General features: G+C 70.5%; 19 protein-coding genes. 15 read left to right on the top strand and 4 right to left on the bottom strand.

The window, feature by feature from the left end; all coding sequences use genetic code 11:
- Nucleotides 1-9: 9 nt before the first annotated feature.
- The gene (locus OG963_RS35270; RefSeq protein WP_176902247.1) at nt 10-1251 is read right to left on the bottom strand and encodes a glycosyltransferase; all 1242 of its coding nucleotides are present in this window, start codon (nt 1249-1251) and stop codon (nt 10-12) included.
- A gap of 959 nt (nt 1252-2210) precedes the next feature.
- On the opposite strand from OG963_RS35270, the gene OG963_RS35275 reads away from it, so the two are divergent.
- Together OG963_RS35275 and OG963_RS35280 are read left to right on the top strand one after the other, a co-directional pair.
- Nucleotides 2211-2762 carry a TetR/AcrR family transcriptional regulator gene (locus tag OG963_RS35275; RefSeq protein ID WP_030918669.1) on the top strand — a complete coding sequence of 184 codons (552 nt, stop codon included), beginning with the start codon at nt 2211-2213 and terminating at the stop codon, nt 2760-2762.
- The gene (locus OG963_RS35280) at nt 2759-4303 is read left to right on the top strand and encodes an MFS transporter (RefSeq protein ID WP_093775261.1); all 1545 of its coding nucleotides are present in this window, start codon (nt 2759-2761) and stop codon (nt 4301-4303) included. The genes OG963_RS35275 and OG963_RS35280 overlap by 4 nt, the downstream gene beginning before the upstream one ends.
- A gap of 112 nt (nt 4304-4415) precedes the next feature.
- Here OG963_RS35280 and OG963_RS35285 read toward each other — a convergent pair whose 3' ends face one another.
- Nucleotides 4416-5087, bottom strand: coding sequence for a 1-acyl-sn-glycerol-3-phosphate acyltransferase (locus OG963_RS35285; protein ID WP_030918674.1), 672 nt, complete (start codon nt 5085-5087; stop codon nt 4416-4418).
- Between the two features lie 235 nt (nt 5088-5322).
- On the opposite strand from OG963_RS35285, the gene OG963_RS35290 reads away from it, so the two are divergent.
- The 3 genes from OG963_RS35290 (at nt 5323) to OG963_RS35300 (ending at nt 7697) form a co-directional block, all read left to right on the top strand.
- Nucleotides 5323-6498: a glycerophosphodiester phosphodiesterase gene (locus tag OG963_RS35290; RefSeq protein ID WP_093775263.1), complete on the top strand. Its 1176-nt coding sequence runs from the start codon at nt 5323-5325 to the stop codon at nt 6496-6498.
- Between the two features lie 99 nt (nt 6499-6597).
- Nucleotides 6598-7146 (top strand): sigma-70 family RNA polymerase sigma factor, encoded by a 549-nt coding sequence (locus tag OG963_RS35295; RefSeq protein WP_093775265.1) that lies wholly within the window; start codon nt 6598-6600, stop codon nt 7144-7146.
- 47 nt (nt 7147-7193) lie between these two features.
- Nucleotides 7194-7697, top strand: coding sequence for a GNAT family N-acetyltransferase (locus OG963_RS35300; protein WP_093775267.1), 504 nt, complete (start codon nt 7194-7196; stop codon nt 7695-7697).
- A gap of 15 nt (nt 7698-7712) precedes the next feature.
- Here OG963_RS35300 and OG963_RS35305 read toward each other — a convergent pair whose 3' ends face one another.
- Together OG963_RS35305 and OG963_RS35310 are read right to left on the bottom strand one after the other, a co-directional pair.
- Nucleotides 7713-8150 (bottom strand): hypothetical protein, encoded by a 438-nt coding sequence (locus OG963_RS35305; RefSeq protein WP_030968637.1) that lies wholly within the window; start codon nt 8148-8150, stop codon nt 7713-7715.
- A 2-nt stretch (nt 8151-8152) separates the two neighbouring features.
- Nucleotides 8153-8512 carry a hypothetical protein gene (locus OG963_RS35310; RefSeq protein ID WP_093775269.1) on the bottom strand — a complete coding sequence of 120 codons (360 nt, stop codon included), beginning with the start codon at nt 8510-8512 and terminating at the stop codon, nt 8153-8155.
- 71 nt (nt 8513-8583) lie between these two features.
- Between OG963_RS35310 and OG963_RS35315 the strand changes: the two genes are divergently transcribed.
- The 10 genes from OG963_RS35315 (at nt 8584) to OG963_RS35360 (ending at nt 23294) form a co-directional block, all read left to right on the top strand.
- A complete protein-coding gene (locus OG963_RS35315) occupies nt 8584-9231 on the top strand; it encodes an HAD family hydrolase (protein ID WP_093775271.1) in 648 nt (215 codons plus the stop codon).
- A gap of 388 nt (nt 9232-9619) precedes the next feature.
- Nucleotides 9620-10699 (top strand): methionine ABC transporter ATP-binding protein, encoded by a 1080-nt coding sequence (locus OG963_RS35320; RefSeq protein WP_176902248.1) that lies wholly within the window; start codon nt 9620-9622, stop codon nt 10697-10699.
- Nucleotides 10696-11367: a methionine ABC transporter permease gene (locus OG963_RS35325; protein ID WP_093775275.1), complete on the top strand. Its 672-nt coding sequence runs from the start codon at nt 10696-10698 to the stop codon at nt 11365-11367. The genes OG963_RS35320 and OG963_RS35325 overlap by 4 nt, the downstream gene beginning before the upstream one ends.
- 75 nt (nt 11368-11442) lie before the next feature.
- A complete protein-coding gene (locus tag OG963_RS35330) occupies nt 11443-12309 on the top strand; it encodes a MetQ/NlpA family ABC transporter substrate-binding protein (protein WP_093775277.1) in 867 nt (288 codons plus the stop codon).
- 102 nt (nt 12310-12411) lie between these two features.
- Nucleotides 12412-13089 carry a GNAT family N-acetyltransferase gene (locus tag OG963_RS35335; RefSeq protein WP_030918699.1) on the top strand — a complete coding sequence of 226 codons (678 nt, stop codon included), beginning with the start codon at nt 12412-12414 and terminating at the stop codon, nt 13087-13089.
- A gap of 118 nt (nt 13090-13207) precedes the next feature.
- Nucleotides 13208-14443, top strand: coding sequence for a precorrin-6y C5,15-methyltransferase (decarboxylating) subunit CbiE (gene cbiE, locus OG963_RS35340; protein ID WP_371799821.1), 1236 nt, complete (start codon nt 13208-13210; stop codon nt 14441-14443).
- 333 nt (nt 14444-14776) lie between these two features.
- Nucleotides 14777-18046, top strand: coding sequence for a nicotinate-nucleotide--dimethylbenzimidazole phosphoribosyltransferase (gene cobT / locus OG963_RS35345; RefSeq protein WP_371799822.1), 3270 nt, complete (start codon nt 14777-14779; stop codon nt 18044-18046).
- Between the two features lie 236 nt (nt 18047-18282).
- The gene (gene cobA / locus OG963_RS35350) at nt 18283-19539 is read left to right on the top strand and encodes a uroporphyrinogen-III C-methyltransferase (protein WP_030918706.1); all 1257 of its coding nucleotides are present in this window, start codon (nt 18283-18285) and stop codon (nt 19537-19539) included.
- 64 nt (nt 19540-19603) lie between these two features.
- Nucleotides 19604-20503: an RNA methyltransferase gene (locus OG963_RS35355; protein WP_093775283.1), complete on the top strand. Its 900-nt coding sequence runs from the start codon at nt 19604-19606 to the stop codon at nt 20501-20503.
- 616 nt (nt 20504-21119) lie between these two features.
- Nucleotides 21120-23294, top strand: coding sequence for a phosphocholine-specific phospholipase C (locus tag OG963_RS35360; protein WP_319325438.1), 2175 nt, complete (start codon nt 21120-21122; stop codon nt 23292-23294).
- Nucleotides 23295-23597 lie beyond the last annotated feature (303 nt).

Genomic DNA, 23597 nt, shown 5'->3' on the forward strand with positions numbered 1-23597 from the left:
CCTCGTGGTTCACGCGGGCATCGATGCCCTTTCCCGGCTGATCGTGTCGAGCAGCAGCTTCGCGGCCACCGTCGCCCCGTCGGTGCGGATCGCGCCGGCCACGGCCCTCGCCCGGGCGCGGGTCTCGGGTGTCAGGGCAGTCGTGAGCGCCGCGGACAGGGACTCGGCGGTCGGGGCGGGTCCGTCGTGGGCGGCACCGATGCCCAGGCCGGCCACCCGGCCGGCCCAGTAGGGCTGGTCCGCCAGCTGGGGTACCACCACCTGAGGCGCGCCGGCCCGGGCGGCCGTCGTCGTGGTGCCCGCGCCGCCGTGGTGCACGACGGCGGCCACCCGGCCGAACAGTGCCTGCTGGTTGACCTCGCCGACGACGAAGCAGTCGTCCTGGTCGTCGGTCAGGGCCAGGCCGGCCCAGCCACGGGAGGCGAGTACGCGGCGGCCCTGCGCGCGGACGGCCTCCACGGCCACCTGGGCGACGTCCTCCGAGGCGTGCATGGCCATGCTTCCGAACCCCACGTACACCGGTGGTTCGCCGTCCCCGAGGAACGCTTCCAGGCCGTCCGGGAGAGGGCGTTCGTCCGGCAGGATCCACGCTCCGGTCTGTACGACGTCGAGGTCCGGCGTCTCCTGCCACGGGTCGAGGGTCGGGTCCGTCGCCAGCCACGGCCGGTCACCGATGACGTAGTCGCGGACATTGCTCACCGGGGGCAGGCCGACCGACGCCCGGTTGACGTTGAGCGCCTCGCCGAACAGCGCGTCGATGTGCTGGACGTCCAGGTCCCACAGGACCCGGTTGTCGGTCACGTCCGGCGGGAACGGCCGGCCCGGATAGGCCAGCGGCGGGTGGTGCGGCGACGGCAGGGTGAGCTGCTGGAAGGTCACGGACACGGAGCGGATGCCCAGTTTCTCGGCCACCGACCGCGCGCCGGCCGCGGCCGGCATCGCGCCGGTCGCCACCAGCACGTCACATCCCTCGGCTGCCGCGGTGACCGCGGCGAACTGACTGGCGATCAACTCGGCGGCGCGCCGGGGAAGGTTCGCCGACGACGGCGGCGGCGACGCGGTCGTCAGCGCGCGCGCCGACCGGCCGACGGGCACCATCGGCACGCCGACATCGGCCAGGCGCTTCGTGAAGTCCTCGTCCGGCGGCGCGCACACCCGCACCTCCGCACCGAGTGCCCGCAACTGCACCGCGAGTCCCACCAGCGGTTCGACGTCCCCGCGCGACCCATACGTAGACAGCAACACACGCACGTCGTGACTCTCCCGATTCCGTCGGTTCCGACTTCGGCCGCCGATTCTGCGGCATGACCCGGGCCTTGCCGCAAGCCCCCCCATGCGCTATAAGTTGAGAGTGGAAAGGAGTGGGTACTCCCCTTTCCCCTTCCTCGTCCGCTGTTGACGGACGACCTCCTCGAGAAGCGCCGCGCGTTGTTCAGCGCTGTCGGCCCAGGTCGATCTCCCATGGACCCCTGGATACAGCCGTGGAACGAGAAGTTCTTCACCCTCCCCACGAGCCACGAGCCACGAGCCACGAGCCACGAGCCACGAGCCACGAGCCACGAGCCACGAGCCACGAGCCACGAGCCACGAGCCACGAGCCACGAGCCACGAGCCACGAGCCACGAGCCACGAGCCACCGGCGACCGGCTCTTCACGGTCATTCACGGTGCGTCGGTGGCCGGCGGCCGGTCCGCGGCTGTCCACCCGTCCGGTGGATGCCTACGGCCCGAGGCGTGACGCAGTCGGCGGGCGGACGCGCGACGGTGCGCGAACCGGTGAATCGCGGACTCGCCCGGTCACGACGTGCCGAGACGGTCCTGCGGAAGCCTAGGGTCGCTCGCATGACGACCAGCGACCCGGCCGACCTCGGTCGACGCGGCAAGGCGAGGTCGGCCGCGACCGTGGTGCCCCGGCCGACCCGCATCTCGCCCTTTCCGGTGCCCGGAAGCCGCCCAGGCGCCCGCCAAGGGGTCCCGTGATCCCTGGCGCGCGCACGACGACAGTTGCGGCACCTCGCCGCGTTGTCGGAACGCCCGAATACGCCCAGTACGAGGACGCCCCTTCGCCTTGCGATGCACCGCATCTGACGCCTCGCGCTGATCCTCCAGGGATTACGGGACAGCCCTTGGGCGCTGGCAACCAGCGCTTCACACCGGAGAGCCCGGACCAGGAATGAGACGATGATGTCTCATTTGGTTTATAGTTGTCTCATGACTGTCGACCGTGAGCAGGTGCTGCGCAGCGCCGCCGCTCTGCTGACCCGTAAATCGACCGCCACCATGGATGAGGTCGCCAAGGCCGCGGGCATCGGACGCGCCACCCTGCACCGGCACTTCGCCGGACGGGACGCCCTGGTCAGAGCGTTGGAGAGCCTGGGGATCCAGGAGTTCGAAGCGGCTCTCGACGCCGCCGCGCTCGACGAAGGGCCCTCGGAGCAGGCGCTGCGCCGACTGATCGCGGCTGTCGAACCGAGTGCCGGACTGCTGTCCTTCCTCGTCACTGAGAACCAGCTCTTCGAGGGCGACGAGGTGAACGAGGGCTGGAACCGGCTCGACGCGCGGGTCTCCGCCTTCTTCCGGCGCGGCCAGGAGCGCGGCGAGATCCGGATCGACCTGACCCCCGCCTGGCTGACCGAGGCCCTGTACGGGCTCGTCTCCACCGGCGCCTGGGCCGTCCAGGCCGGCCGGATCGCCGGACAGGACTTCCAGTACATGATCGTCGAGCTGTTGCTCGGCGGAGCACGCCGGAGCGTGGAGCAATGACCAGCATCGAACAGCACGCGGAGACCTCGGACGAGCTGCGCCGCCCCGGACGGTGGATCGCGCTGGCCGTGCTCGTCCTCGCCGTGCTGCTGGTGGCCATCGACGCCACGGTCCTGGGCCTTGCGACGCCGTTCCTCACCGAGGACCTCGAGCCGACCGGCACCCAGCTGCTCTGGATCGGCGACGTCTACTCGTTCGTCATCGCCGGCCTCCTGGTCTCCATGGGCAGTCTCGGTGACCGCATCGGCCGCAAGAAGCTGCTGCTGAGCGGCGCCACGGCGTTCGGCGCGGTCTCCGTGCTCAACGCGTACGCGAGCAGCCCCGAGATGATGATCCTGGCGCGGGCGCTGCTCGGCGTCGCGGGCGCCACCTTGATGCCGTCCACCCTCGCCCTGATCCGCAACCTCTTCAACGACCCGCGCGAGCGCTCCCTGGCCATCGGTATCTGGGGTGCCATGGCCTCCGCGGGCGCGGCAGTCGGCCCGGTCGTCGGCGGGTTCCTGCTTGAGCACTTCTGGTGGGGGTCGGTCTTCCTGATCAACCTGCCGGTGATGGCGGTCCTCGTGGTCGTCGGCGTCCGGATGATCCCGGAGTCGAAGAATCCGGCGCCGGGCCCCTGGGACCTGATGAGTGTCGCGCTCTCCCTGGTCGGCATGATCGGTGTCGTGTACGGCATCAAGGAACTGGCCGCGCACGGGGCGAGCTGGGAGGTAGCCGTCACCGGCATCGGCGGTGCGGCCGCGCTCTGGGGGTTCGTACGCAGGCAGCTCACGCTGCCGGATCCGCTGCTGGACATGCGGCTGTTCCACCACCGGGGATTCTCGGGCGCGGTCCTCGCCGATCTGCTGACCATCCTCGGCCTGTCCGGGCTGGTCTTCTTCCTCTCCCAGTTCCTGCAGCTGGTCCAGGGGCGCGGCCCGCTGGAGGCCGGACTCGCCGAGTTGCCGGCCGCGGTCGGCGCGGTGGCCTGCGGTCTGATCGCCGGTCGGGCCGCCCGCCGGTTCACGGTCCGGTTCGTGGTGTCCGCCGGGCTCGCGGCGGTCGGGGCCGCGCTCGCCGCCGTCACCTTCGTCCACCAGGGGACCGGCTATCCACTGATCGGTCTTCTGCTGCTGGTCGTCGGTATCGGCGCGGGCTTCGCCTTCACCGTGACCTCCGACGTGATCCTCTCCAGCGTCCCGAAGGAGCACGCGGGCTCCGCGTCCGCGGTCTCCGAGACGGCGTACGAACTCGGCGCCGCCCTCGGCATCGCCCTGCTCGGCTCCATCGTCACCGGCGTCTACCAGGACTTCGTCACCCCGCACGGCGTTCCGGCCGAAGCCGCCACGGCGGCCCACGAATCCCTGGGCGGCGCCGTCGAAGTGGCTCACGGCCTCCCGGCGGAGCAGGCGCACGCACTGGTCGCGGCGGCACAGGACTCGTTCGTCGACGGGTTGCACATCGCCGCGGGCATCGGCGCCGTGGTCCTGATCGCGACGGCGGCCGCCGCCTGGTTCCTGCTGCGCGGCCAGGCGCTGGAGGAGGAGATCGAGCATCCGTAGAGCGGCCCGCGAGCTGCCGCGCCTTCGGCCGTACGAGTGGTTGTGAGATACGGAAGGGCCCGTACCGCCAGGCGGGGTACGGGCCCTTCGGATGTCCTGCGGATCCGCCGGATCAGGCCGCCTTGGCCTTCGTCGCATACATGTCGACGTACTCCTGGCCGGAGAGCCGCATCACCTCGGCCATCACGGAGTCCGTCACCGCCCGCAGCACGTAGCGGTCGCGGTCCATGCCCTCGTAGCGGGAGAACTCCATCGGCTCACCGAACCGGACCGTCACCTTGCCGGGCCTGGGGAGTCCCGCACCACCTGGCTGCAGCTTGTCCGTGCCGATCATCGCGAACGGCACCACCGGCGCGCCCGTCATCAGCGTCAGCCGTGCGATGCCCGTACGGCCCCGGTAGAGCCGCCCGTCGGGGGAGCGGGTGCCCTCCGGGTAGATGGCGAACGCCTTGCCCTCCTCCAGCACCCGACGGCCCGTCATCAGCGCCGCGACACCGCCGCGTCCGCCGTCCCGGTCCACCGGGATCATGCCGCAGCCGGTGAAGAACCAGGCCATCATCCGGCCCTTGAGCCCCTTGCCCGTCACGTACTCGTCCTTGCCGATGTAGAACACCGGCCGGTCGCAGCAGATCGGCATGATCATCGAGTCGATGAACGTCAGATGGTTGCCCGCGAGGATCACCGGACCGTCTCCGGGGATGTTCTTCACGCCTTCCACCTGGGGGCGGAACATCAGGCGCAAGAGCGGTCCGAGCACTGCCTTGATGAGTGCGTGTCGGGACAACGGTTCCTCCGGTGTAGTGGCCAGGGCCGGCCGAGGCGCGGGATCGTGACGGTATATGCAGGTGAGGACGATACTCGCGGGTACTCGCTGATCGCACATCGGGTTCATCGGGTGGATACACAGTGTTGACGCGTGTTTCCGCCATGTTCGTCCATCGGCTGCCGCACGGATGGCGCAATTCCCTACGATCGGGCCTCGCTCGACGGTGCCACACATCACATGCGAGGGAGCAGTCATGACAGAGCGTGCGCAGGCGAACCCCGGTCGGCGGACCGTCCTGGGGGCGGGAGCGGCCGTCCTGGGAGCGGCCGCCCTCGGAGTTCCGGGAACGGCGAACGCCGCCGAGAACACGGCCGGGTCCGCCGACGGGCGGTCCGGCGGCCACGGTCACCGGCTGGACCTGCCGGTGCCGACCGTCATCGGGCACCGCGGCACCAGCGGCTACCGCCCCGAGCACACCCTCGGCTCGTACCAGCTGGCGCTCGACATGGGTGCGCACATCATCGAGCAGGACCTGGTGCCCACCAAGGACGGCCACCTCGTCTGCCGTCACGAGAACGACATAACCGCCACCACCGATGTCTCCGCCCACCCCGAGTTCGCGAGCCGCAGGACGACGAAGACCGTCGACGGCGTCTCCCTCACCGGCTGGTTCACCGAGGACTTCACCCTCGCCGAGCTGAAGACGCTGCGCGCCAAGGAGCGCATCCCCGGCAACCGTCAGAAGAACACGCTCTACGACGGCCGCTGGGAGGTTCCCACCTTCGAAGAGGTGCTCCAGTGGGCCGACCGCGAGGGTCGCAGGCGCGGGAAGCAGGTCTGGCTGTACGTCGAGACGAAGCACCCCACCTACTTCCGCGGTCTCGGCCTCGGCCTGGAGGAGCCGCTTGCCAAGCTGCTGCGCCGCTACGACCGACACCGCAAGCAGTCGCCGCTCATCCTCCAGTCCTTCGAGCCCACCAGCATCCAGCGGCTGTCGAAGCTCGTGGCCACCCCGCGGGTCGTCCTGCTCTCCGGCGCAGGAACGAAGCCCTGGGACTTCGTGGCGACCGGTGACCCGCGCACCGTCGACGATCTCGTGAAGCCCTCGGGGCTGGCGTGGATGGCGTCCTTCGCGCAGGGCATCGGCCCCACCCTGGACCTGATCATTCCGAAGGACGCGTCGGGCCGGCTCGCCACGCCGACCACCCTGGTGAAGGACGCGCACGCGAAGGGTCTGATCCTGCACCCGTACACCATGCGCAACGAGAACACCTTCCTGCCCGCCGACTTCCGGCGGGGGACGGACCCCAACGCGTACGGCGACGCATTCGGCGCGTTCCAGGCGTACTTCGCGACAGGTATCGACGGGATCTTCTCCGACAACCCGGACACGGCTCTGCTTGCCGCGGCCGACTTCGCCGGGAACTGACACCGCGGCCCACGTCAGCACCCGGCCGGGCATGCCCCCGGTCGGGTGGTGCGTCCCGCGGACGGCAACCGGACTTCGCCGGTCCACGTCGGGTGGGGTATGACGCTTCTCGCAGACGCCGGCGCCCAGGCGCCAGCCGCCGTGGTCCACGCCCTGTACCCCCTCGTCAGCGCCGAGGCGACGGCCGAGGCGAGCGACGCGGCGGCGGGTGCGGCAGTCGAACCCGCCGATCTCGAACAGGCGGTCTGGCTGCGGCTGCTGGAGCTGCTCGCGGACCGGCGACCGCCGGCGGACCCGGCGCGCTGGGTCCGCGACACCGTACGCGCGGAGGTGCGCCGTGCCCGCCGTACCGCCCGGCGTGAACTTCCGTACGTCGACGAGGCCACCGCGGATCCTGCCCGTTGCCCCGAGCGGTCGGCGGTCGGCGCCGACGAACGCAGGGCGCTGCACGCCGCGGTGGGCCGGCTGCCCGGGCGGTGCGCCGGGCTGCTCACCGCGATGCTCGCTCCGGGCGACCCCACCTACCGGGAGATCGCAGGGAAGTTGGGTATGTCACAAGGCAGTTTGGGTCCGATCCGTTCCCGATGCCTTGGATGTCTGCGCAGAATGCTCGCGGCGGAGGTTGTCGTTCCTGAACTGCGGGGATAGGAGCTGTTAGGCAACCGGCGGACCAGGTGAGCGGGAGGCATGCACACATGGGCATGAGTGTGATCATCTCGGCGGCGACGACAGAGGACGCCGAACAGATCTTGAAGCTCCAGTACCTCTGCTTTCAGAGCGAGGCGGAGCTGTACGGGAACTACCGGATCGACCCGCTCGTGCAGACCCTCGAATCGGTCCGTGACGAACTGACCGCGAACCTGGTGTTCGTGGCGCGGCTCGGGGACGAAGTCGTCGGCGCGGTACGCGGATCCATCGATCCGGACGGCATCGGGGAGATAGCCAAGCTCTGCGTCCATCCCCGGCTCCAGGGGCACGGACTCGGAGCCCGGCTGCTGCGGGCCGCCGAGTCCGCGCTAGCGGACGAGCAGTCGGCCACCCGCTTCCGGCTGCACACCGGGCACCGCAGCGAGACGAACCTGCGGCTCTACCGGCGGGCGGGTTACGCACCCGTGGGCAACACCACCGGTCAGGACGGTGTCCGGCTCATCCTGCTGGAGAAGGACGCCGCCGCGCGGGCCTACGTCGCCAGCGCCTGAGCGGCGACGCGGACGTCACACGTTCTTGGCGCGACGCAGCCAGATCATCCCGGTGACCGGCAGGATCACCGGGATGAACAGGTAGTCCCGGCCCAGATACGACCAGACGGTGGCGTCCGCGAAGGCCGACGGCTCGACCAGGGTCCACGTACCGACGAGAAGGACGCCCGCGAGCTCGGCGGCGCAGCACACCAGCGCTGTCCTGCGCGCCTTCTCGCCGCCGCGCACCAGCGAGTACGTGATGAAGCCGTACACCAGCGCGGCGACGGCCGACAGCACGTAGGCGAGCGGCGCCCTGCCGAAGTCCAGGATCATCTGGACGATCGAGCGGGAGGCGGCCGCGACGGTGAACACCCCGTAGAACCAGACGAGTACGCGGCCGGGGCCGGTCCCCAGCTCGAACCGGGCCTTCTGCCCGGATGCGGAACCGGATGTGGTGTCGGTCTCGGTCACGGTCAGCTTCCCCAGATGTCGTAGAGCCGTACTTGCAGAACGGCCAGCACGACCGCGCCCGCCGCCACCGTCACCGAACCCCATCGGGTCCGCTCGGTCAGCGACAGGAAACCTGCCGCGGGCACGGCGGCGAACGCCCCGATCAGATAGCAGATGAAGATCGTCATGCCCTGGTCCGGCCGCTCGCCCCGGGCGAGCTGCACGATCCCCACCACCAGCTGGGTCAGCGCCAGCAGCGACACCACGGCCATTCCGATGAAGTGCCAGTCCTTGGTCGGCTGATCCCGGTAGGCGGCGAAACCGCACCAGGCGGCGAGGGCGAGCGCGGTCACGGAGACCGCGACCGTCAGGGCGTCAAGCATGAGCCGAGGGTATTACGGACCAAACGGCCCCCTGCGTGCGCCCCCGTACCCGGGCGCTAGGGTCGGCGAACATGAAGATCCACGCCGAGGCCCTGCTGTTCGACAACGACGGAACGCTGCTCTCCTCCATCGAGTCCGTCCAACGCTGCTGGACCAGGTGGGCACAGGAGCACGGCGTCACGGCTGAGGACTTCTCCGGCATCGAACTGCACGGCCGTACGGCCGTCGAGATCATCGCCCAGTTGCTGCCGGCGGAGCGGGTCGACGGAGCCCTGGCCCGTATCGAACAGCTGGAGGTCGAGGACGTCCCCGGCGGCGTCGTGGTGCTCCCCGGCACAAAGGAGCTGCTCGGTTCGCTGCCCGCGCACCGCTGGGCCGTCGTCACCTCAGCCACCCGCCCGCTGGGCGAGGCGCGGCTGCGCGAGGCAGGCATCGACTTCCCGGTCATGATCGCCGCCGAGGACGTCACCCGGGGCAAGCCGGATCCCGAGCCCTACCTCCTGGCGGCCCGTCGCCTCGGCGTCGACCCCGCCCGCTGCGTGGTCTTCGAGGACGCCCCCGCCGGACTGCGGGCCGGACGGGCGGCCGGGATGACGACCGTGGCCTTGGCCACAACGCACGCACGCGCGGAGCTGGTCGCCGACGTGGTCGTCGCTGATCTCTCCGCCATATCGGTGCAGGTCACAGCCACGGGAGTGGAAATCTCCACCGCGGACTGAACCGGGCGGCACGACGGTCCATGCCTGTCCGCTATGCGGACAGGCGGGCAGGCCGGAACCGCACGTCTGTTTTACTTGGCCCATGACCACGACGAGCAGCCGCACCCTTGCGACCGAGGCGATCACGACGCCCGGTGCTCGTTGTATGTGTCGAATGCGCGCCTTCTGAGGGCCCCCGCCTGAGCCTCGCGCCCCGAAGCGAGACCGAGCCCACGCCGTCCGCACCCAGCGGAACGAGCCGCTCCAGCACGTACCTGCCCCGGCGGACCGCCGCCGCAGCCGTGCCGAGACCCACCGGCCGAACACCCGAGTCCGAACAGTCTCTTCAGACGAATGCCCCGTGCCCGGCGGACACCGCGCCGTGCACTCGACAGTGACGGAAACCCCTGTGATCACCACTACGGGCCTCACGAAGGTCTATCAGTCGCGCGGCCGAGAGGTCACTGCTCTGGACGGCGTCGACCTGCATGTCCGTGAGGGCGAGGTGTACGGCGTCATCGGACAGAGCGGTGCCGGCAAATCCTCCCTGATCCGCTGCGTCAACCTGCTGGAACGCCCCACCTCGGGCACCGTGACCGTGGCCGGCCAGGACCTCACCGCGCTCGCCGGCCGGGGCCGCCGGGCCGGCAAGGAGCTCCGCGAGGCGCGCAGCCGTATCGGCATGGTCTTCCAGCACTTCAACCTGCTGGCCTCGCGCAACGTCCAGGACAACATCGAGCTCCCGCTGGAGATCCTCGGCGTCTCCGGTCGCGACCGCACCCGTAAGGCCCTCGAACTCCTCGACCTGGTCGGCCTGGCCGACAAGGCGAAGGCCTACCCCGGCCAGCTCTCCGGCGGCCAGAAGCAGCGCGTCGGCATCGCCCGGGCGCTGGCCGGAGACCCCAAGGTGCTGCTCTCCGACGAGGCGACGTCCGCCCTCGACCCGGAGACCACCCGCTCCATCCTCCAACTGCTGCGCGACCTCAACCAGCAGCTCGGTCTGACCGTCCTGCTCATCACGCACGAGATGGACGTCGTCAAGACGATCTGCGACTCGGCCGCCCTGATGCAGAAGGGCCGCATCGTCGAGTCCGGCACGGTCGGCGAACTGCTCGCCACCCCCGGCTCCCAACTGGCCCACGAGCTGTTCCCGGTCGGCGGTACGGCCTCCGGTCCCGACCGGACGGTCGTCGACGTCACCTTCCACGGCGAGGCCGCGACCCAGCCGGTGATCTCGCAGCTCTCCCGTACGTACAACATCGACATCTCGATCCTGGGTGCCGCGATGGACACCGTCGGCGGCAACCAGGTCGGCCGGATGCGCATCGAGCTGCCCGGCCGTTTCGAGGAGAACGTCGTCCCGATCGGCTTCCTGCGCGAGCAGGGCCTGCAGGCCGAGGTCGTGGACACGGTGGCCGCCGACGGCATCCCCGCCCAGACCCCCGCCGCACTCACCCAGACCCCGCTCACCAAGGAGGTGGCCAAGTGACCTGGTCCGAAATGCAGCCACTGCTGTCCCAGGGAACCGTCGACACCCTCTACATGGTGCTGTGGTCCGCGGTCGTCACCGTTCTCGTCGGACTGCCGCTCGGCGTACTGCTGGTCCTCACCGACAAGGGTGGACTGCTCCAGAACACCGTGGTGAACAAGGTCGTCGGCGTGATCGTGAACATCGGCCGCTCGCTGCCGTTCATCATCCTGCTGATCGCTCTGATCCCCTTCACCACCTGGGTCGTCGGCACCTTCATCGGCCCGACCGCGATGATCGTGCCGCTCGCCGTCGGCGCCATCCCGTTCTTCGCCCGGCTCGTGGAGACGGCCGTCCGCGAGGTCGACCACGGGCTCGTCGAAGCCGTCCAGTCGATGGGCGGATCCATCCCGACGATCGTGCGGAAGGTCCTGCTGCCGCAGGCCCTGCCGTCGCTCGTCTCCGCGGTCACCACGACCGTCATCGTGCTCATCGGATACTCCGCGATGGCCGGTGCGGTCGGCGGCGAAGGGCTCGGCTCCAAGGCCGTCACCTACGGATTCCAGCGCTTCGACAACCAGTTCATGCTGATCACCGTCGCGCTGCTGGTCGTCATCGTGACCGTGGTCCAGCTGATCGGCGACGTGGCCGTGCGCCTGCTGGCCCGCCGGGGCCGCACCGCCTCCTGAGACCTTCACTCCGCTCACAAGCCCGAACTCCTTGTCCGGGCGCACCACCCTCACCATCAGAAAGAGGCACTTTTCGTGCGTAAGAACATCAAGATCACCGCAGCTGCCGCCGCCACCGCCGCCCTCGCCTTCGGCCTCACCGCCTGCGGCACGTCGTCCGACCCGGCCTCCAAGAGCGAGACCGGCGCCAACGCCGACACCTCCAAGGCACTCGTCGTCGCCGCGTCCCCGACGCCGCACGCCGACATCCTGAACTTCGTCAAGAAGAACCTGGCGGCCAAGGCGGGCCTCAAGCTGGAGGTCAAGGAGTTCACGGACTACGTCCTGCCGAACACCGCCACCGAGAACGGCCAGGTCGACGCCAACTTCTTCCAGCACCGGCCGTACCTCGACGACTTCAACAAGAAGAACAACACCCACATCGTCGCGGTCGCCAACGTGCACCTGGAACCGCTCGGCCTCTACTCCAACAAGGTCAAGGACCTCAAGGACATCAAGGCCGGCCAGACCATCGCCGTACCGAACGACACCACCGACGAGGGCCGCGCCCTCCAGCTGCTCGCCGCGAACGGCCTGATCACCGTCAAGGACGGTGTCGGCACCAACGCCAAGATCAGCGACATCACGGACAAGAAGGGCCTGGAGTTCAAGGAGCTGGAGGCAGCAACCGTGCCCCGCGCCCTGAACGATGTCGACGCCGCCGTCATCAACGGCAACTACGCCATCCAGGCCAAGCTCAAGCCCGCCGAGGACGCCCTGGTGCTGGAGAAGGCGGACGGCAACCCGTACGCCAACCTCCTCGCCGTGAAGAAGGGCAACGAGAAGGACCCCCGCGTCGAGAAGCTCGTGAAGCTCCTTCACTCCGACGAGGTCAAGAAGTTCATCGAGGACACCTACCAGGGCTCGGTCATCCCCGACTTCGGTCCCCTCGTCAACTCCTGACACCCGAACCGCACGAGCGTGGCCGAGCCCCGCGCACCCCACCCGGGTGCGCGGGGCTCCGCCGTGCGCACCCGGCCATGCACAACATCCGCCCGATGCTGCATGCTGTGCCTTTACACGGTCTTCGGCATGGAGCTGCGCATGACTTCCACCTTTCCGTCCATCTCCATCAGCACGGATCGGTTGGTGCTGCGCCCGTTCGACATGACGGACGTCCCCGCGTACATCGAGATGATGAACGACGAACTCGTCACCGCCTGGACGGAGGCGCCCCACCCCTACACCCAGGTCGACGCGGAACGCTGGGTCCGCCGGATCGCCCCCGCGCAGCGCACCGGCGGTGACGGAATCGTCTTCGCCGTCAGCGAGTTCCTCACCCAGCGGCTCGTCGGCTCGGTGCGGCTCCGGAACACCGACTGGCGCACCCTCGCCACCGAAGCCGCGTACATCACCGCCCCCTGGGCCCGCGGCGAGGGATACGCCACCGAGTCCCTGCTCGCCGTCGCCCAGTGGCTCTTCCGGGACCAGGGCTTCGAACGCATCGAACTGCGCACCGCCGCCGACAACACCGCCTCCCAGCAGGTCGCCCAGAAGCTCGGCTGCATCAGTGAAGGGGTCCTGCGCAACGCCCGGATAGCGAGGACCCAGACCGAGGACGGCGGCTGGACCGACATCAGGACCGATCTGATCGTCTGGGGGCTGCTTCCCGAGGACCTCGAAGGAGTCGCCGAGCAGCTGGCCGACGCGGGCGGCTACGGCACCTACAGCGACTGGAACTGACGCCGGAACCGACGCCGGGGACCGCACCGGTCCGGTCCGGCCGGGGACCAGGTACTCTCACCCTGCCCGCCGCTCGTGGGCAGCCCCACCTGCGACAACTCCAGGAGACTGACGAAAGATGGCCGACCGGGTCACGGTGATCGGCTGGGACGGCTCGCCACTGACCGCAGCGGCCGGGGCCGCGCTCTCGGCCGCCACCCTCGTCGCGGGCGCCGCCCACCACCTCGCACTCCCCGAAGTCCCGGCGACCGCCGAACGGATCCGCCTCGGCTCCATCGACCTCGCCGCCCGCAGGATCGCCAGCCACCGCGGCAGCGCCGTGGTCCTCGCCGACGGCGACCCCGGCTTCTTCGGAGTCGTACGCAATCTCCGCGCACCCGAACACGGCCTGGAAGTCGAAGTCGTGCCTGCCGTGTCCGCCGTCGCGACCGCGTTCGCCCGCGCCGGAATGCCCTGGGAGGACGCCCAGATCGTCGTCGCCCACCCCCGCACCCTGCGCCGCGCCGTCAACGTCTGCCGGGCCCACCACAAGGTCGCCGTCCTCACCTCGCCCGGCGCGGGCCCCGCCGAACTCGCCCTGCTCCTCGAAGGCGTGCACCGCACCTTCGTCATCTGCGAGGAACTCGGCACCGCACGCGAACAGGTCACCGTCGTCACCTCCGACAAGGCCGCCGACCACGTCTGGCGCGACCCGAACGTCGTGATCGTCATCGGTGGCGGCCCCGAGCAGCAGTCCACCGGCGGCGGCTCCTGGATCGCCGGCCGTCACCCCCAGGGTGTACGCGGCTGGGCACTGCCCTCGGAGGCCTACCCCGGCAGCGCGACGGACCCGGAAGGGGAGTCGGGCGAGGGCGAGTCCCCGGGGCTGCGGGCCGCCCAACTCGCCCGCCTCGGCCCGCGTACCGGCGACCTCGTCTGGGACATCGGCTCCGGAAGCGGAGCTCTTGCCGTGGAGGCGGCAGGGTTCGGCGCCGCGGTGCTGGCCGTCGACAGCGATCCGGACGCCTGCGCCCGGACGGCGGCCGCTGCCCGGGCCTTCGGCGTACAGCTCCAGGTCGTCCAGGGCCGCGCCCCGCACGTGCTGGAGCGGCTGCCGGAACCCGATGTCGTACGGATCGGCGGCGGCGGGGTCCCCGTCGTCACCGCTGTCGCCGACCGCAGGCCGGAACGGATCGTCACCCACGCGTCGACCCGGGACGAGGCCGAAGCGCTCGGTGCGGCACTCGCCGAGAACGGCTACACCGTCGAGTGCGCCCTCCTCCAGTCCGTCGAACTCGACACGACCGCATGGTCGGAGCGCGAACGCTCGGTCGTGTTTCTGCTCTCAGCGCTGCGGTCGGACCTCGCCCCCTGACCCGGTCGGTGTACGGCGCGGGGTAGGCTGGCCGATCGTTGTACCGCACCCGGCCGTTCGTCGCTTCGTTCGTCAATGTCCGGAAAAGGGGACCGTTTTGGACCCCGTTGTGGTACGGCGGACCCGGGGGATGCGCAACGTGGCGCAGTCCACAGCGAGCCGTGGCGGAACTACCTGCCGCGGCGGCGAACGGCCGCGAGAATGATGTGTGTCCGCGACCGATTCGTGCCGCGCGGCGAGCCCGCTCGTTCTTCATGACGAGCGCCGGCGTGCCGTGTTCGGGCGTCCCGGGCGAAGGGCCGAAGGAGCACTGACGATGGGCGAGGGGTACGCATGAGTGACACCGGCCAGATCCCGGGCGAGGGACTGCCGGAGAACGCAGGCATGGTGGAGCAGCCGGGCAACCCCGCCCCGGGTGCGTACACCTTCCTCGCTCCCTCCGAGCATGCGTCCGAGGACGACGATCTTCTGCTGATGCCGAGCCCGCAAGGCGCCTGGAGCGAGCCCCAGGTCGCACCGGTCCCCGGTCAGCCGGTGGGCGGCGCCGTGCACGCACCGGCGCCGCTGGAGGGGCAGGCCGCCTACCAGGCGCAGCCGCAGGGCTACGTCGGTGGTGTGCAGACCGTGCAGGCCCAGGGAACCGTGCAGGTCCAGGAGGCACCGGACCCGGCCGTGTACGCCGTGCAGCAGGCCGTGGCAGGAGCGATGACCGAGACCGGGCAGGGCACGCACGAGTCCGGCGGTCGTGACTCGGGTGCCGTCGATCTCAATGGCGTACGCATGCCGGTACCGGCCTCCGTCGCCGCGCCGGTCGCGGCCGCCCCCGCGCGCCGGCCGCTGCACCGAGGCCCGGCCTCGGGCGAGTCGACCCCGTCGTACGGTGGGACGCCGACCGGCGGTGTGGTCCGTTCGCTCGCCGACCGCGGACCCGCCGAGGCGCCGCAGAGCCCGATGCCCGCGCGGCACGCGGGACCGCCCACCACCGGTCCCGAGTACCTCGACCTGCCGGGCCCGCAGCTCGGCGAGATCCCGCCGCAGGTCGGCAGTCCGTGGGCGGCCCACGTACCGGAACAGGTCGCGGCGCCCGTGGCGGTCGAAACGGAAGCCGTGATCGCGGAAGCGGCCGCAGAAACGGTCGTCCCGGAGCCGGTCGCCGAGCCGGTACCGGTCGCCGAGCCGGTCGAGGCCGCACCGGAGGCCGTGTCGGCCGCTGCCGAGGCATCTGCGGACGGCGCATCGATGGGTCGGTTCGTGCCCGTGGAGGGATCCGTGCCGACGACTCCGCACCTGGCCCCGACGCCGGTCGTGGAGCAGGCCGTCGTGGAACACGCCGTGGTGGAGCAGGTCGCGCAGCCGGAAGCCGTCGTCGCGCCGGAACCCGTACCCGTTCCGGAGCCGCAGGCCCAGCCCGAGCAGGTCGCGATCGCCGTCGAGCCGGTACCGGCCCCGGTCGTCGAGACGCCCGAGAACCCTGAGCCCGTCGCAGCCGCGCCTGCCGTGGCCGAAGTACCCGCGCCCGAACCCGTGGTCGCGCCCGAACCGGTGGCCGTACCCGAGCCCGTCGTCGTGACCGAACCCGACGCCGTACTCGTGGCCGCGCCGGAGCCGGTCGCCGTACTCGTGGCCGCGCCGGAGCCGGTCGCCGCTCCGGAGGAACCCGTCCTCGCGCCCGCCGCCGAAACGGCCCCGGAACCGGTTCTCGTGCTCGAGCCCGAGACCGGCCCCGAGGTCATCGAGACCCCGGACCTCACGCCCACCGACGCCGGCCTGTACATCGAGGCGACCGCGCCGGACCAGGAGCCCGAGGAGGCCCCGTTGGCCGAGGTGCCGGCCGACGAGGTGCCGCAGTCCGTGACGGAGACCCCCGACCGAGCCGCCGCCTCCGGATACGACGACGCCGAGCGCGAAGCCGTGCTCCGGGTCATGCGCGAACGTCGCGACATCCGCAACGGCTTCCGCAGTGACCCCATCCCGCACGAGGTGCTGCTCCGCGTCCTCGAGGCCGCGCACACGGCGCCCAGTGTCGGCCACTCGCAGCCCTGGGACTTCGTCGTCATCCGCTCCGCGGAGACCCGCCGCTCCATGCACGAACTGGCGCAGCGTCAACGTGACGCGTACGCCAAATCGCTGCCCAAGGGCCGGGCCAAGCAGTTCAAGGAACTGAAGATCGAGGCCATCCTCGACACCCCGGTGAACATCGTCGTCACCGCCGACCCCACCCGCGGCGGCCGCCACACCCTCGGCCGGCACACCCAGCCCCAGATGGCCCCGTACTCCTCGGCGCTCGCCGTCGAGAACCTGTGGCTCGCCGCCCGCGCCGAGGGCCTCGGCGTCGGCTGGGTCAGCTTCTTCGACGAGCGCGAGATGGTCCGCGCCCTGGGCCTGCCCGAGCACCTCGAAGTCGTCGCGTACCTCTGTGTCGGTTATGTCGACGAGTTCCCCGAGGAGCCCGAGCTGATGCAGGCGGGCTGGTCCAAGCGGCGCCCGCTGTCCTGGGTCGTCCACGAGGAGACGTACGGTCGCCGCGCGCTGCCCGGCGAGGAGCCGCACGACCTGCTGCAGGAGACCATCTCGAACATCCGTCCGCTGGACGCCAAGGCGCTCGGTGAGGCCTGGGAACGCCAGAAGCGGATGACCAAGCCGGCGGGTGCGCTCGGCATGCTCGAGATCATCTCCGCGCAGCTGTCGGGGCTCTCCCGGATGTGCCCGCCGCCGATCCCGGAGCCCGCGGCTGTCGCGATCTTCGCCGGGGACCACGGGGTACACGCCCAGGGCGTCACCGCGTGGCCGCAGGAGGTCACCGGCCAGATGGTCGCCAACTTCCTCGGCGGCGGCGCGGTCTGCAACGCGTTCGCGGCCCAGGTCGGCGCCGAGGTATGTGTCGTCGACGTCGGCGTCGCCACGGAGCTGCCCGCGACCCCCGGCCTGCTGCCGCGCAAGGTGCGTGCGGGAACGGCCGACTTCACGACCGGTCCGGCGCTCACCCGTGAAGAGGTCCTCGCGGCCATCGAGGTCGGCATCGAGACCGCCCGCGATCTGGTGGCGGCAGGCAACAAGGGCCTGCTCACCGGTGAGATGGGCATCGCCAACACCACCGCCTCCGCCGCGCTGATCTGCGTGTACACGGGCATGGACCCGGCCGAGGTGACCGGTCGCGGCACCGGGATCAACGACGAGATGCACGCCCGCAAGGTCGACGTGGTCCGCCGTGCCCTCGAACTCCACCAGCCCGACCCGTCCGACCCGATCGGTGTACTTGCCGCGGTCGGTGGCCTGGAGCACGCCGCGATGGCGGGATTCCTGCTGGGCGGAGCGTCGCTGCGTACGCCCGTCGTCCTCGACGGGGTGAGCGCGGGCGCCGCGGCCCTGGTCGCCCGGGCGATCGCCCCCGAGGCCCTCGCCGCGTGCATCGCCGGTCACCGCAGCGCGGAGCCCGGCCATGTCGCCGCGCTCAACAAGCTGGGCCTGCGCCCGCTCGTCGACCTCGACCTCCGCCTCGGCGAGGGCACGGGTGCGCTGCTGGCGCTGCCGATCGTGCAGAGCGCGGCGCGGGCGATGCACGAGGTGGCGACGTTCGACTCGGCGGGCGTCACCGAGAAGTAGCGTCCGGGCGTACTCGGCCCCGCCGGCGCCTGAGGCAATGGGGCCGGGGCGGAGCCCGGGTTCCAGGAAGGGGTGGGTGGGGAAGAGCACCGCGCAGCGGCCCCCACCCGTCCCACCGGCCTGCCTCGCCGCACCCCGTATCGTGGACCCACACCGCACAAAACCGCACGTCACAGCCGCTCCATCGCCGTAGCGGCCCGCACGCACCCCGTATCGCCCGAGGAGCCCGCACCGCCATGGCCGAGCACGCCGATCATCCCGCGTACCCCGTCGGACTGCGCCTGAGCGGGCGCCGCGTCGTCGTTGTCGGCGGCGGTCAGGTGGCGCAGCGCCGCCTCCCCGCACTCATCGCTGCGGGCGCCGACATCACCCTCGTATCGCCGTCCGCGACGCCGTCCGTCGAGGCGATGGCTGACGCCGGTGAGATCCACTGGGAACGCCGCCGGTACGAGGACGGGGACCTCACCGACACCTGGTACGCGCTCATCGCCTCCGACGACGCCACCGCGAACGAGGCCGCGTCCGCCGAGGCCGAGCGGACCCGCACCTGGTGCGTGCGCAGCGACAACGCCGATGTCGCCACCGCCTGGACCCCGGCCACCGGCCGCAGCGAGGGCGTGACCGTCGCCGTCCTCTCCACCGACGCGCAAGGTCGCGACCCGCGCCACTCCGCCGCCGTCCGCGACGCCATCGTCGAGGGTCTGCGCGACGGCACGCTCGCCGCCCCGCACCACCGCACCCGCCCCACTCCCGGCGTATCCCTGGTCGGCGGAGGCCCCGGCGACCCCGACCTGATCACCGTGCGCGGGCGGCGCCTCCTCGCGGAGGCCGATGTCGTCATCGCGGACCGGCTCGGCCCGCGCGACCTGCTCGACGAACTGCCGCCGCACGTCGAGGTGATCGACGCCGCGAAGATCCCGTACGGCCGCTTCATGGCGCAGGAGGCGATCAACCAGGCGCTCATCGAGCACGCCAAGGCGGGCAAGGCCGTCGTCCGGCTCAAGGGCGGCGACCCGTTCGTCTTCGGCCGGGGCATGGAGGAGGCACAGGCGCTCGCCGCCGAGGGCATCCCGTGCACCGTCGTCCCCGGCATCTCCAGCTCGATCTCCGTACCCGGCGCGGCCGGTATCCCCGTCACGCACCGCGGGGTCGCCCACGAGTTCACCGTGGTGAGCGGCCATGTCGCCCCCGACGACGAGCGTTCGCTGGTCGACTGGGCGGCCCTCGCGCGGCTGCGTGGCACCCTCGTGCTGCTGATGGCCGTGGACAAGATCGGCGCCATCGCCAAGGCCCTCATCGCCCACGGCAAGGCGCCCGGGACACCGGTCGCCCTGATCCAGGAGGGCACCACGGCGGCACAGCGCAGGGTCGACGCGACCCTCGCGACCGTCGGCGAACGGGCCGCCGCCGAAGAGGTACGCCCCCCGGCCGTGATCGTCATCGGTGACGTCGTCGCGGTCGGTACGGCCACCCTCCCGAACCCCGCCGAGTAACCAGCGGTAACGGATCTTCTTCCAAGCCGTTGGCACCACACACCGGACAAGGCAGTATCAACCTGTGGCAGATCTCATCACCGTCGACGACCCCGACGACCCGCGCCTGCGCGACTACACGGGCCTGACCGACGTCGAACTCCGGCGCAGGCGTGAGCCCGCCGAGGGCCTCTTCATCGCCGAGGGTGAGAAGGTGATCAGACGCGCCAGGCACGCCGGGTACGAGATGCGGTCCATGCTGCTCTCGGCGAAATGGGTCGACCTGATGCGCGACGTCATCGACGAGGTGCCGGCCCCGGTCTACGCGGTCAGCCCGGAGCTCGCCGAGCGCGTCACCGGCTACCACGTACACCGCGGCGCACTCGCCTCCATGCAGCGCAAACCACTGCCGACGGCCGACGAACTGCTGACGACGACCCGCCGGGTCGGCGTCATGGAGTCGGTCAACGACGACACCGACATCGGCGCGGTGTTGCCTTCAGGTCTACCGGAGCGCGCTGGTCAACGTCGTATTGCGATCTTCGAGGACATCGTCGATCACGCCAATCTGGGGGCGGCCTTCCGCAATGCAGCGGCTCTGGGAGTGGACGCCGTGTTCCTCACCCCGAGCTGTGCCGACCCCCTTTATCGACGGGCCGTGAAGGTGTCGATGGGGGCTGTCCTCGCGGTCCCGTACGCCAGGTTCGAGTCATGGCCGCGTGACGCCGATGTCGTCCGGAAGCACGGCTTCGTGCTCGCGGCGCTCGCGCTCGCGGCGACGTCCATCACCCTCGACGAACTCGCCGGCCGCCGATACGAAAAGTTGGCCCTGATGCTGGGCACGGAGGGGGAGGGGTTGTCGGCCGGAGCGCTGCGGGCCGCCGATGAGCATGTACGCATTCCGATGGATGCTGGTGTCGACTCCCTGAACGTGGCCGCTGCCTCGGCTGTCGCTTTCTATGCCACCCGGCCGAGGTCTGACTGACCCCGGAGCCGAGGATCCGGGGGCGGCAGGTAGGACGCCGGGCCGGCCACCCTCGACGAGCAGGCACCCACACCGTACGGAGATCTCCTCGTCCGGTGGTACCGGACCGCGATCGTCCGCTTCTTGTACGCCGGAGCGTAGGGGATCAGCGCCTTCTACGACGCCATGGAGGAGTCCATGAGCGGGCGCGGAGCACCCGCGTCGAGGTCCCCGACGACTGAGTTCGGCGGTTATCTCATCAGTCAGCTCGAGCGAGCGCAGGGTGTGGGGCACGTCTCCAACGGCGCCTCTCGGGCCCGGTGACACCACCCCCCAGGTCATCGCTCGACAGGGGGACACAGTCATGCCGGGCCCGGAGGCCGGCGGCCCTCTTGCAGGACCGCGAAGAACATGACGGGGGCCGCAGCACCTGCTGCGGAGCGACCTGTCGTGTGCCGGGTGCTCCGGAGCGGGACGGCCCGGGGGCCGGCGCCCGACTCGCACGGCAGGCAGGGAATATGTGCAGGACGCACCGGTTCTTGGGCGTCCTGCTACTTGCACGTCGGACTCCGGACGCTTTATCGCAAGATCGTGGCATCAGTGTCTCGGTTTACGCCTTGACCTGGAGGAACCGAGAATGTCCGCACTGTCCCGTAGAAAATTCCTGGGCGCCGCCGCCACTGTCACCAGTGCCGCCGCCGTGGGTGCCGCGGTGCCCGGTGTCGCCGCGGCGACACCCGGACACGCCCACGAGCACGGTCATGACCACGGCCACGCCGGTCACAAGCACGGTGACATCCGTGACATCAAGCATGTCGTCGTGATCATGCAGGAGAACCGCAGCTTCGACCACTACTTCGGCTCCCTCAAGGGGGTGCGCGGGTTCGGTGACCGTGCGACGATCCAGTTGCCCGGCGGCAAGTCCGTCTGGGAGCAGCCGAAGACTCTCACGGAGGGTGCCGAGACCCAGTACCCGTGGCGGCTGAGCGGTGCGAAGTCCTGGGACGGCGATACCCCGCCGAGCGCCGAGCTCGGTGCGGCGAACTACGGCGGCACCAGCCACGGTTGGACCGACCAGCACGGCGCCTGGTATGGCGGCCTCATGAACGGCTGGTACTACGCCAAGGGCGGCCCGACCACCCTCGGCTACCTGGACCGCAGGGACCTTCCGTTCCACTACGCCCTCGCCGACGCCTACACGGTGGGCGACGCGTACCACTGCTCCGTGCTCAGCGCGACCGGTCCGAACCGCACCTACCTGTGGGGCGGCACGATCAACGCCGACAAGAAGCACGGCACCTTCACGGCCAACGACGGCGGTGACGAGCGCAACAAGTTCCTGCCGTGGGAGTCCTACGCCGAGACGCTGCAGAAGGCCGGCGTCAGCTGGCGGGTCTACCAGTGCGAGGACGACTACGGCGACAACGGTCTTGAGTACTTCAACACATTCGCCAAGCTCGATCCCACCCAGGGCGGCAAGGCCGCGCCGGGCAACATCTACTACGACAACGGTGTCAAGAACGTCCCCGAGCCGGCCACCGGTCTCGCGGGCAACGCCGACAACATCAACGACGCGATTCGCGCCGATGTGCTGAACGGCACGCTGCCGCAGGTCAGCTGGGTCGTCAACAACCAGTTCTTCTCGGAGCACCCGGTCACGGCCCCGAGCAACGGCGCGTATTTCATGCGCGGCGTGCTGGAGGCCCTCAACGCCGACCCGGACGTCTTCAACTCGACCCTGGTGATCATCAACTACGACGAGAACGACGGACAGTTCGACCACGTCGCGCCGCCGGTCCCCGCACCGGGCGAGGGCGACGAGTTCGTCTCCGGCACCATGAGCCAGTACGGCGTCACCGAGCCGCTCCCGGTCGGCCTCGGGTTCCGTGTGCCGCTGCTCCTCGTCTCGCCCTGGACCCGCGGCGGTTGGGTGACCTCCGAGGTCTCCGACCACACCTCGGTCATCCAGTTCGTGGAGAAGTGGACCACTGCGCTCGGGAAGCCGGCCATCTCCCCCAACATCAGCAAGTGGCGCCGCAAGGTCTCCGGTGACCTCACCAGCGCCTTCGACTTCACCTCGCCGGTGTACGGGCTGCCGCACCTGCCCGACACCGGGGAGCTGATCCCCGAGACCCGCTACACCCCGCTGCCGGGCGACAACAGGATGCCCACCCAGGAGAAGGGCATCAAGCCGGCCCGCCCGCTGCCGTACCAGCCCAACGCCAACCTGACCGGGTTCGCCCAGGGTGCGGCGAAGCTGGAGTTCAGCAACGAGGCCGGGTTCGTCACCAAGGCGAGCCACTTCTCCGTCTACAACAACCTGGGCGGCGTTCCGACGCTGGCCGAGTACCCGGCTAAGTTCCCGGGCCAGTACACCGTCGGCGCCAAGGACACGGCCACCGGCGTCGGCCCCGTCGGCTCCTCCGAGAGCGACACCGCCTACGACCTGACCGTCACCGGACCGAACCGGTTCCTGCGCCGCTTCGTCGGCGACACCGAGACCGCCGGCAAGGACCTCGTCGTCGAGGCGAGCTACTACGACGGCAAGTCGACCGCGCACCCGAAGCTGAAGCTGTCGCTGCGCAACAACGGCCGTCGGCCGGTGACGTTCACCGTCAAGCACAACCACTACATCTCCGGCGCTCCGAAGAAGGTGCGGGTTGCCGCCCACGGCAAGGAGACGTGGGTGGTAGACCCGGTGGAGATCAGCGACGGCTGGTACGACGTGACCGTCACGGCCGACTGCGACCACGCCTGGTCGCAGCGGTTCACCGGCCACCTGGAGACCGGCAAGGCCAGCATCACCGGCTGATCCGGCCGAGACGGCGACCGGTCCTTCCCGCCGGGCCGCGGCGTGTGAGCCGCCAGTTCGGAGCGGCGAGGAGGGCCCGTTCCCGTCACCGGCCGGAGGCCGGCCCGGTCAGGAGGGAAGCGTCGGCGAAGTCCGCCGGGCCGTGCCTCCTCCTGTGCGACGACGTCCACCCACTTGTCGGTGCTGCACGGACGCCCGCCGGTCCGCCTCTGCGCGGGCCGCGGGTGGCACGTCCGTCGTCGGTTCCCGTCCGCAGCGGTCAGCAGGGATCAGTTGGTGACGGAGTCGATCACGAAGCGGTGG

The organism is Streptomyces sp. NBC_01707, from assembly GCF_041438805.1.
Taxonomy (GTDB): Bacteria; Actinomycetota; Actinomycetes; order Streptomycetales; family Streptomycetaceae; genus Streptomyces.

Bases quoted from the DNA above. Each gene is read 5' to 3' on its own strand.
- OG963_RS35295 (WP_093775265.1), top strand. From the start codon at position 6,598: ATGACGCTTCTCGCAGACGCCGGCGCCCAGGCGCCAGCCGCCGTGGTC.
- cbiE (WP_371799821.1), top strand. From the start codon at position 13,208: ATGGCCGACCGGGTCACGGTGATCGGCTGGGACGGCTCGCCACTGACC.
- OG963_RS35335 (WP_030918699.1), top strand. From the start codon at position 12,412: ATGCTGTGCCTTTACACGGTCTTCGGCATGGAGCTGCGCATGACTTCC.
- cobA (WP_030918706.1), top strand. From the start codon at position 18,283: ATGGCCGAGCACGCCGATCATCCCGCGTACCCCGTCGGACTGCGCCTG.
- OG963_RS35275 (WP_030918669.1), top strand. From the start codon at position 2,211: ATGACTGTCGACCGTGAGCAGGTGCTGCGCAGCGCCGCCGCTCTGCTG.
- OG963_RS35300 (WP_093775267.1), top strand. From the start codon at position 7,194: ATGGGCATGAGTGTGATCATCTCGGCGGCGACGACAGAGGACGCCGAA.
- OG963_RS35280 (WP_093775261.1), top strand. From the start codon at position 2,759: ATGACCAGCATCGAACAGCACGCGGAGACCTCGGACGAGCTGCGCCGC.
- OG963_RS35310 (WP_093775269.1), bottom strand. From the start codon at position 8,512: ATGCTTGACGCCCTGACGGTCGCGGTCTCCGTGACCGCGCTCGCCCTC.
- OG963_RS35360 (WP_319325438.1), top strand. From the start codon at position 21,120: ATGTCCGCACTGTCCCGTAGAAAATTCCTGGGCGCCGCCGCCACTGTC.
- OG963_RS35315 (WP_093775271.1), top strand. From the start codon at position 8,584: ATGAAGATCCACGCCGAGGCCCTGCTGTTCGACAACGACGGAACGCTG.
- OG963_RS35290 (WP_093775263.1), top strand. From the start codon at position 5,323: ATGACAGAGCGTGCGCAGGCGAACCCCGGTCGGCGGACCGTCCTGGGG.
- cobT (WP_371799822.1), top strand. From the start codon at position 14,777: ATGAGTGACACCGGCCAGATCCCGGGCGAGGGACTGCCGGAGAACGCA.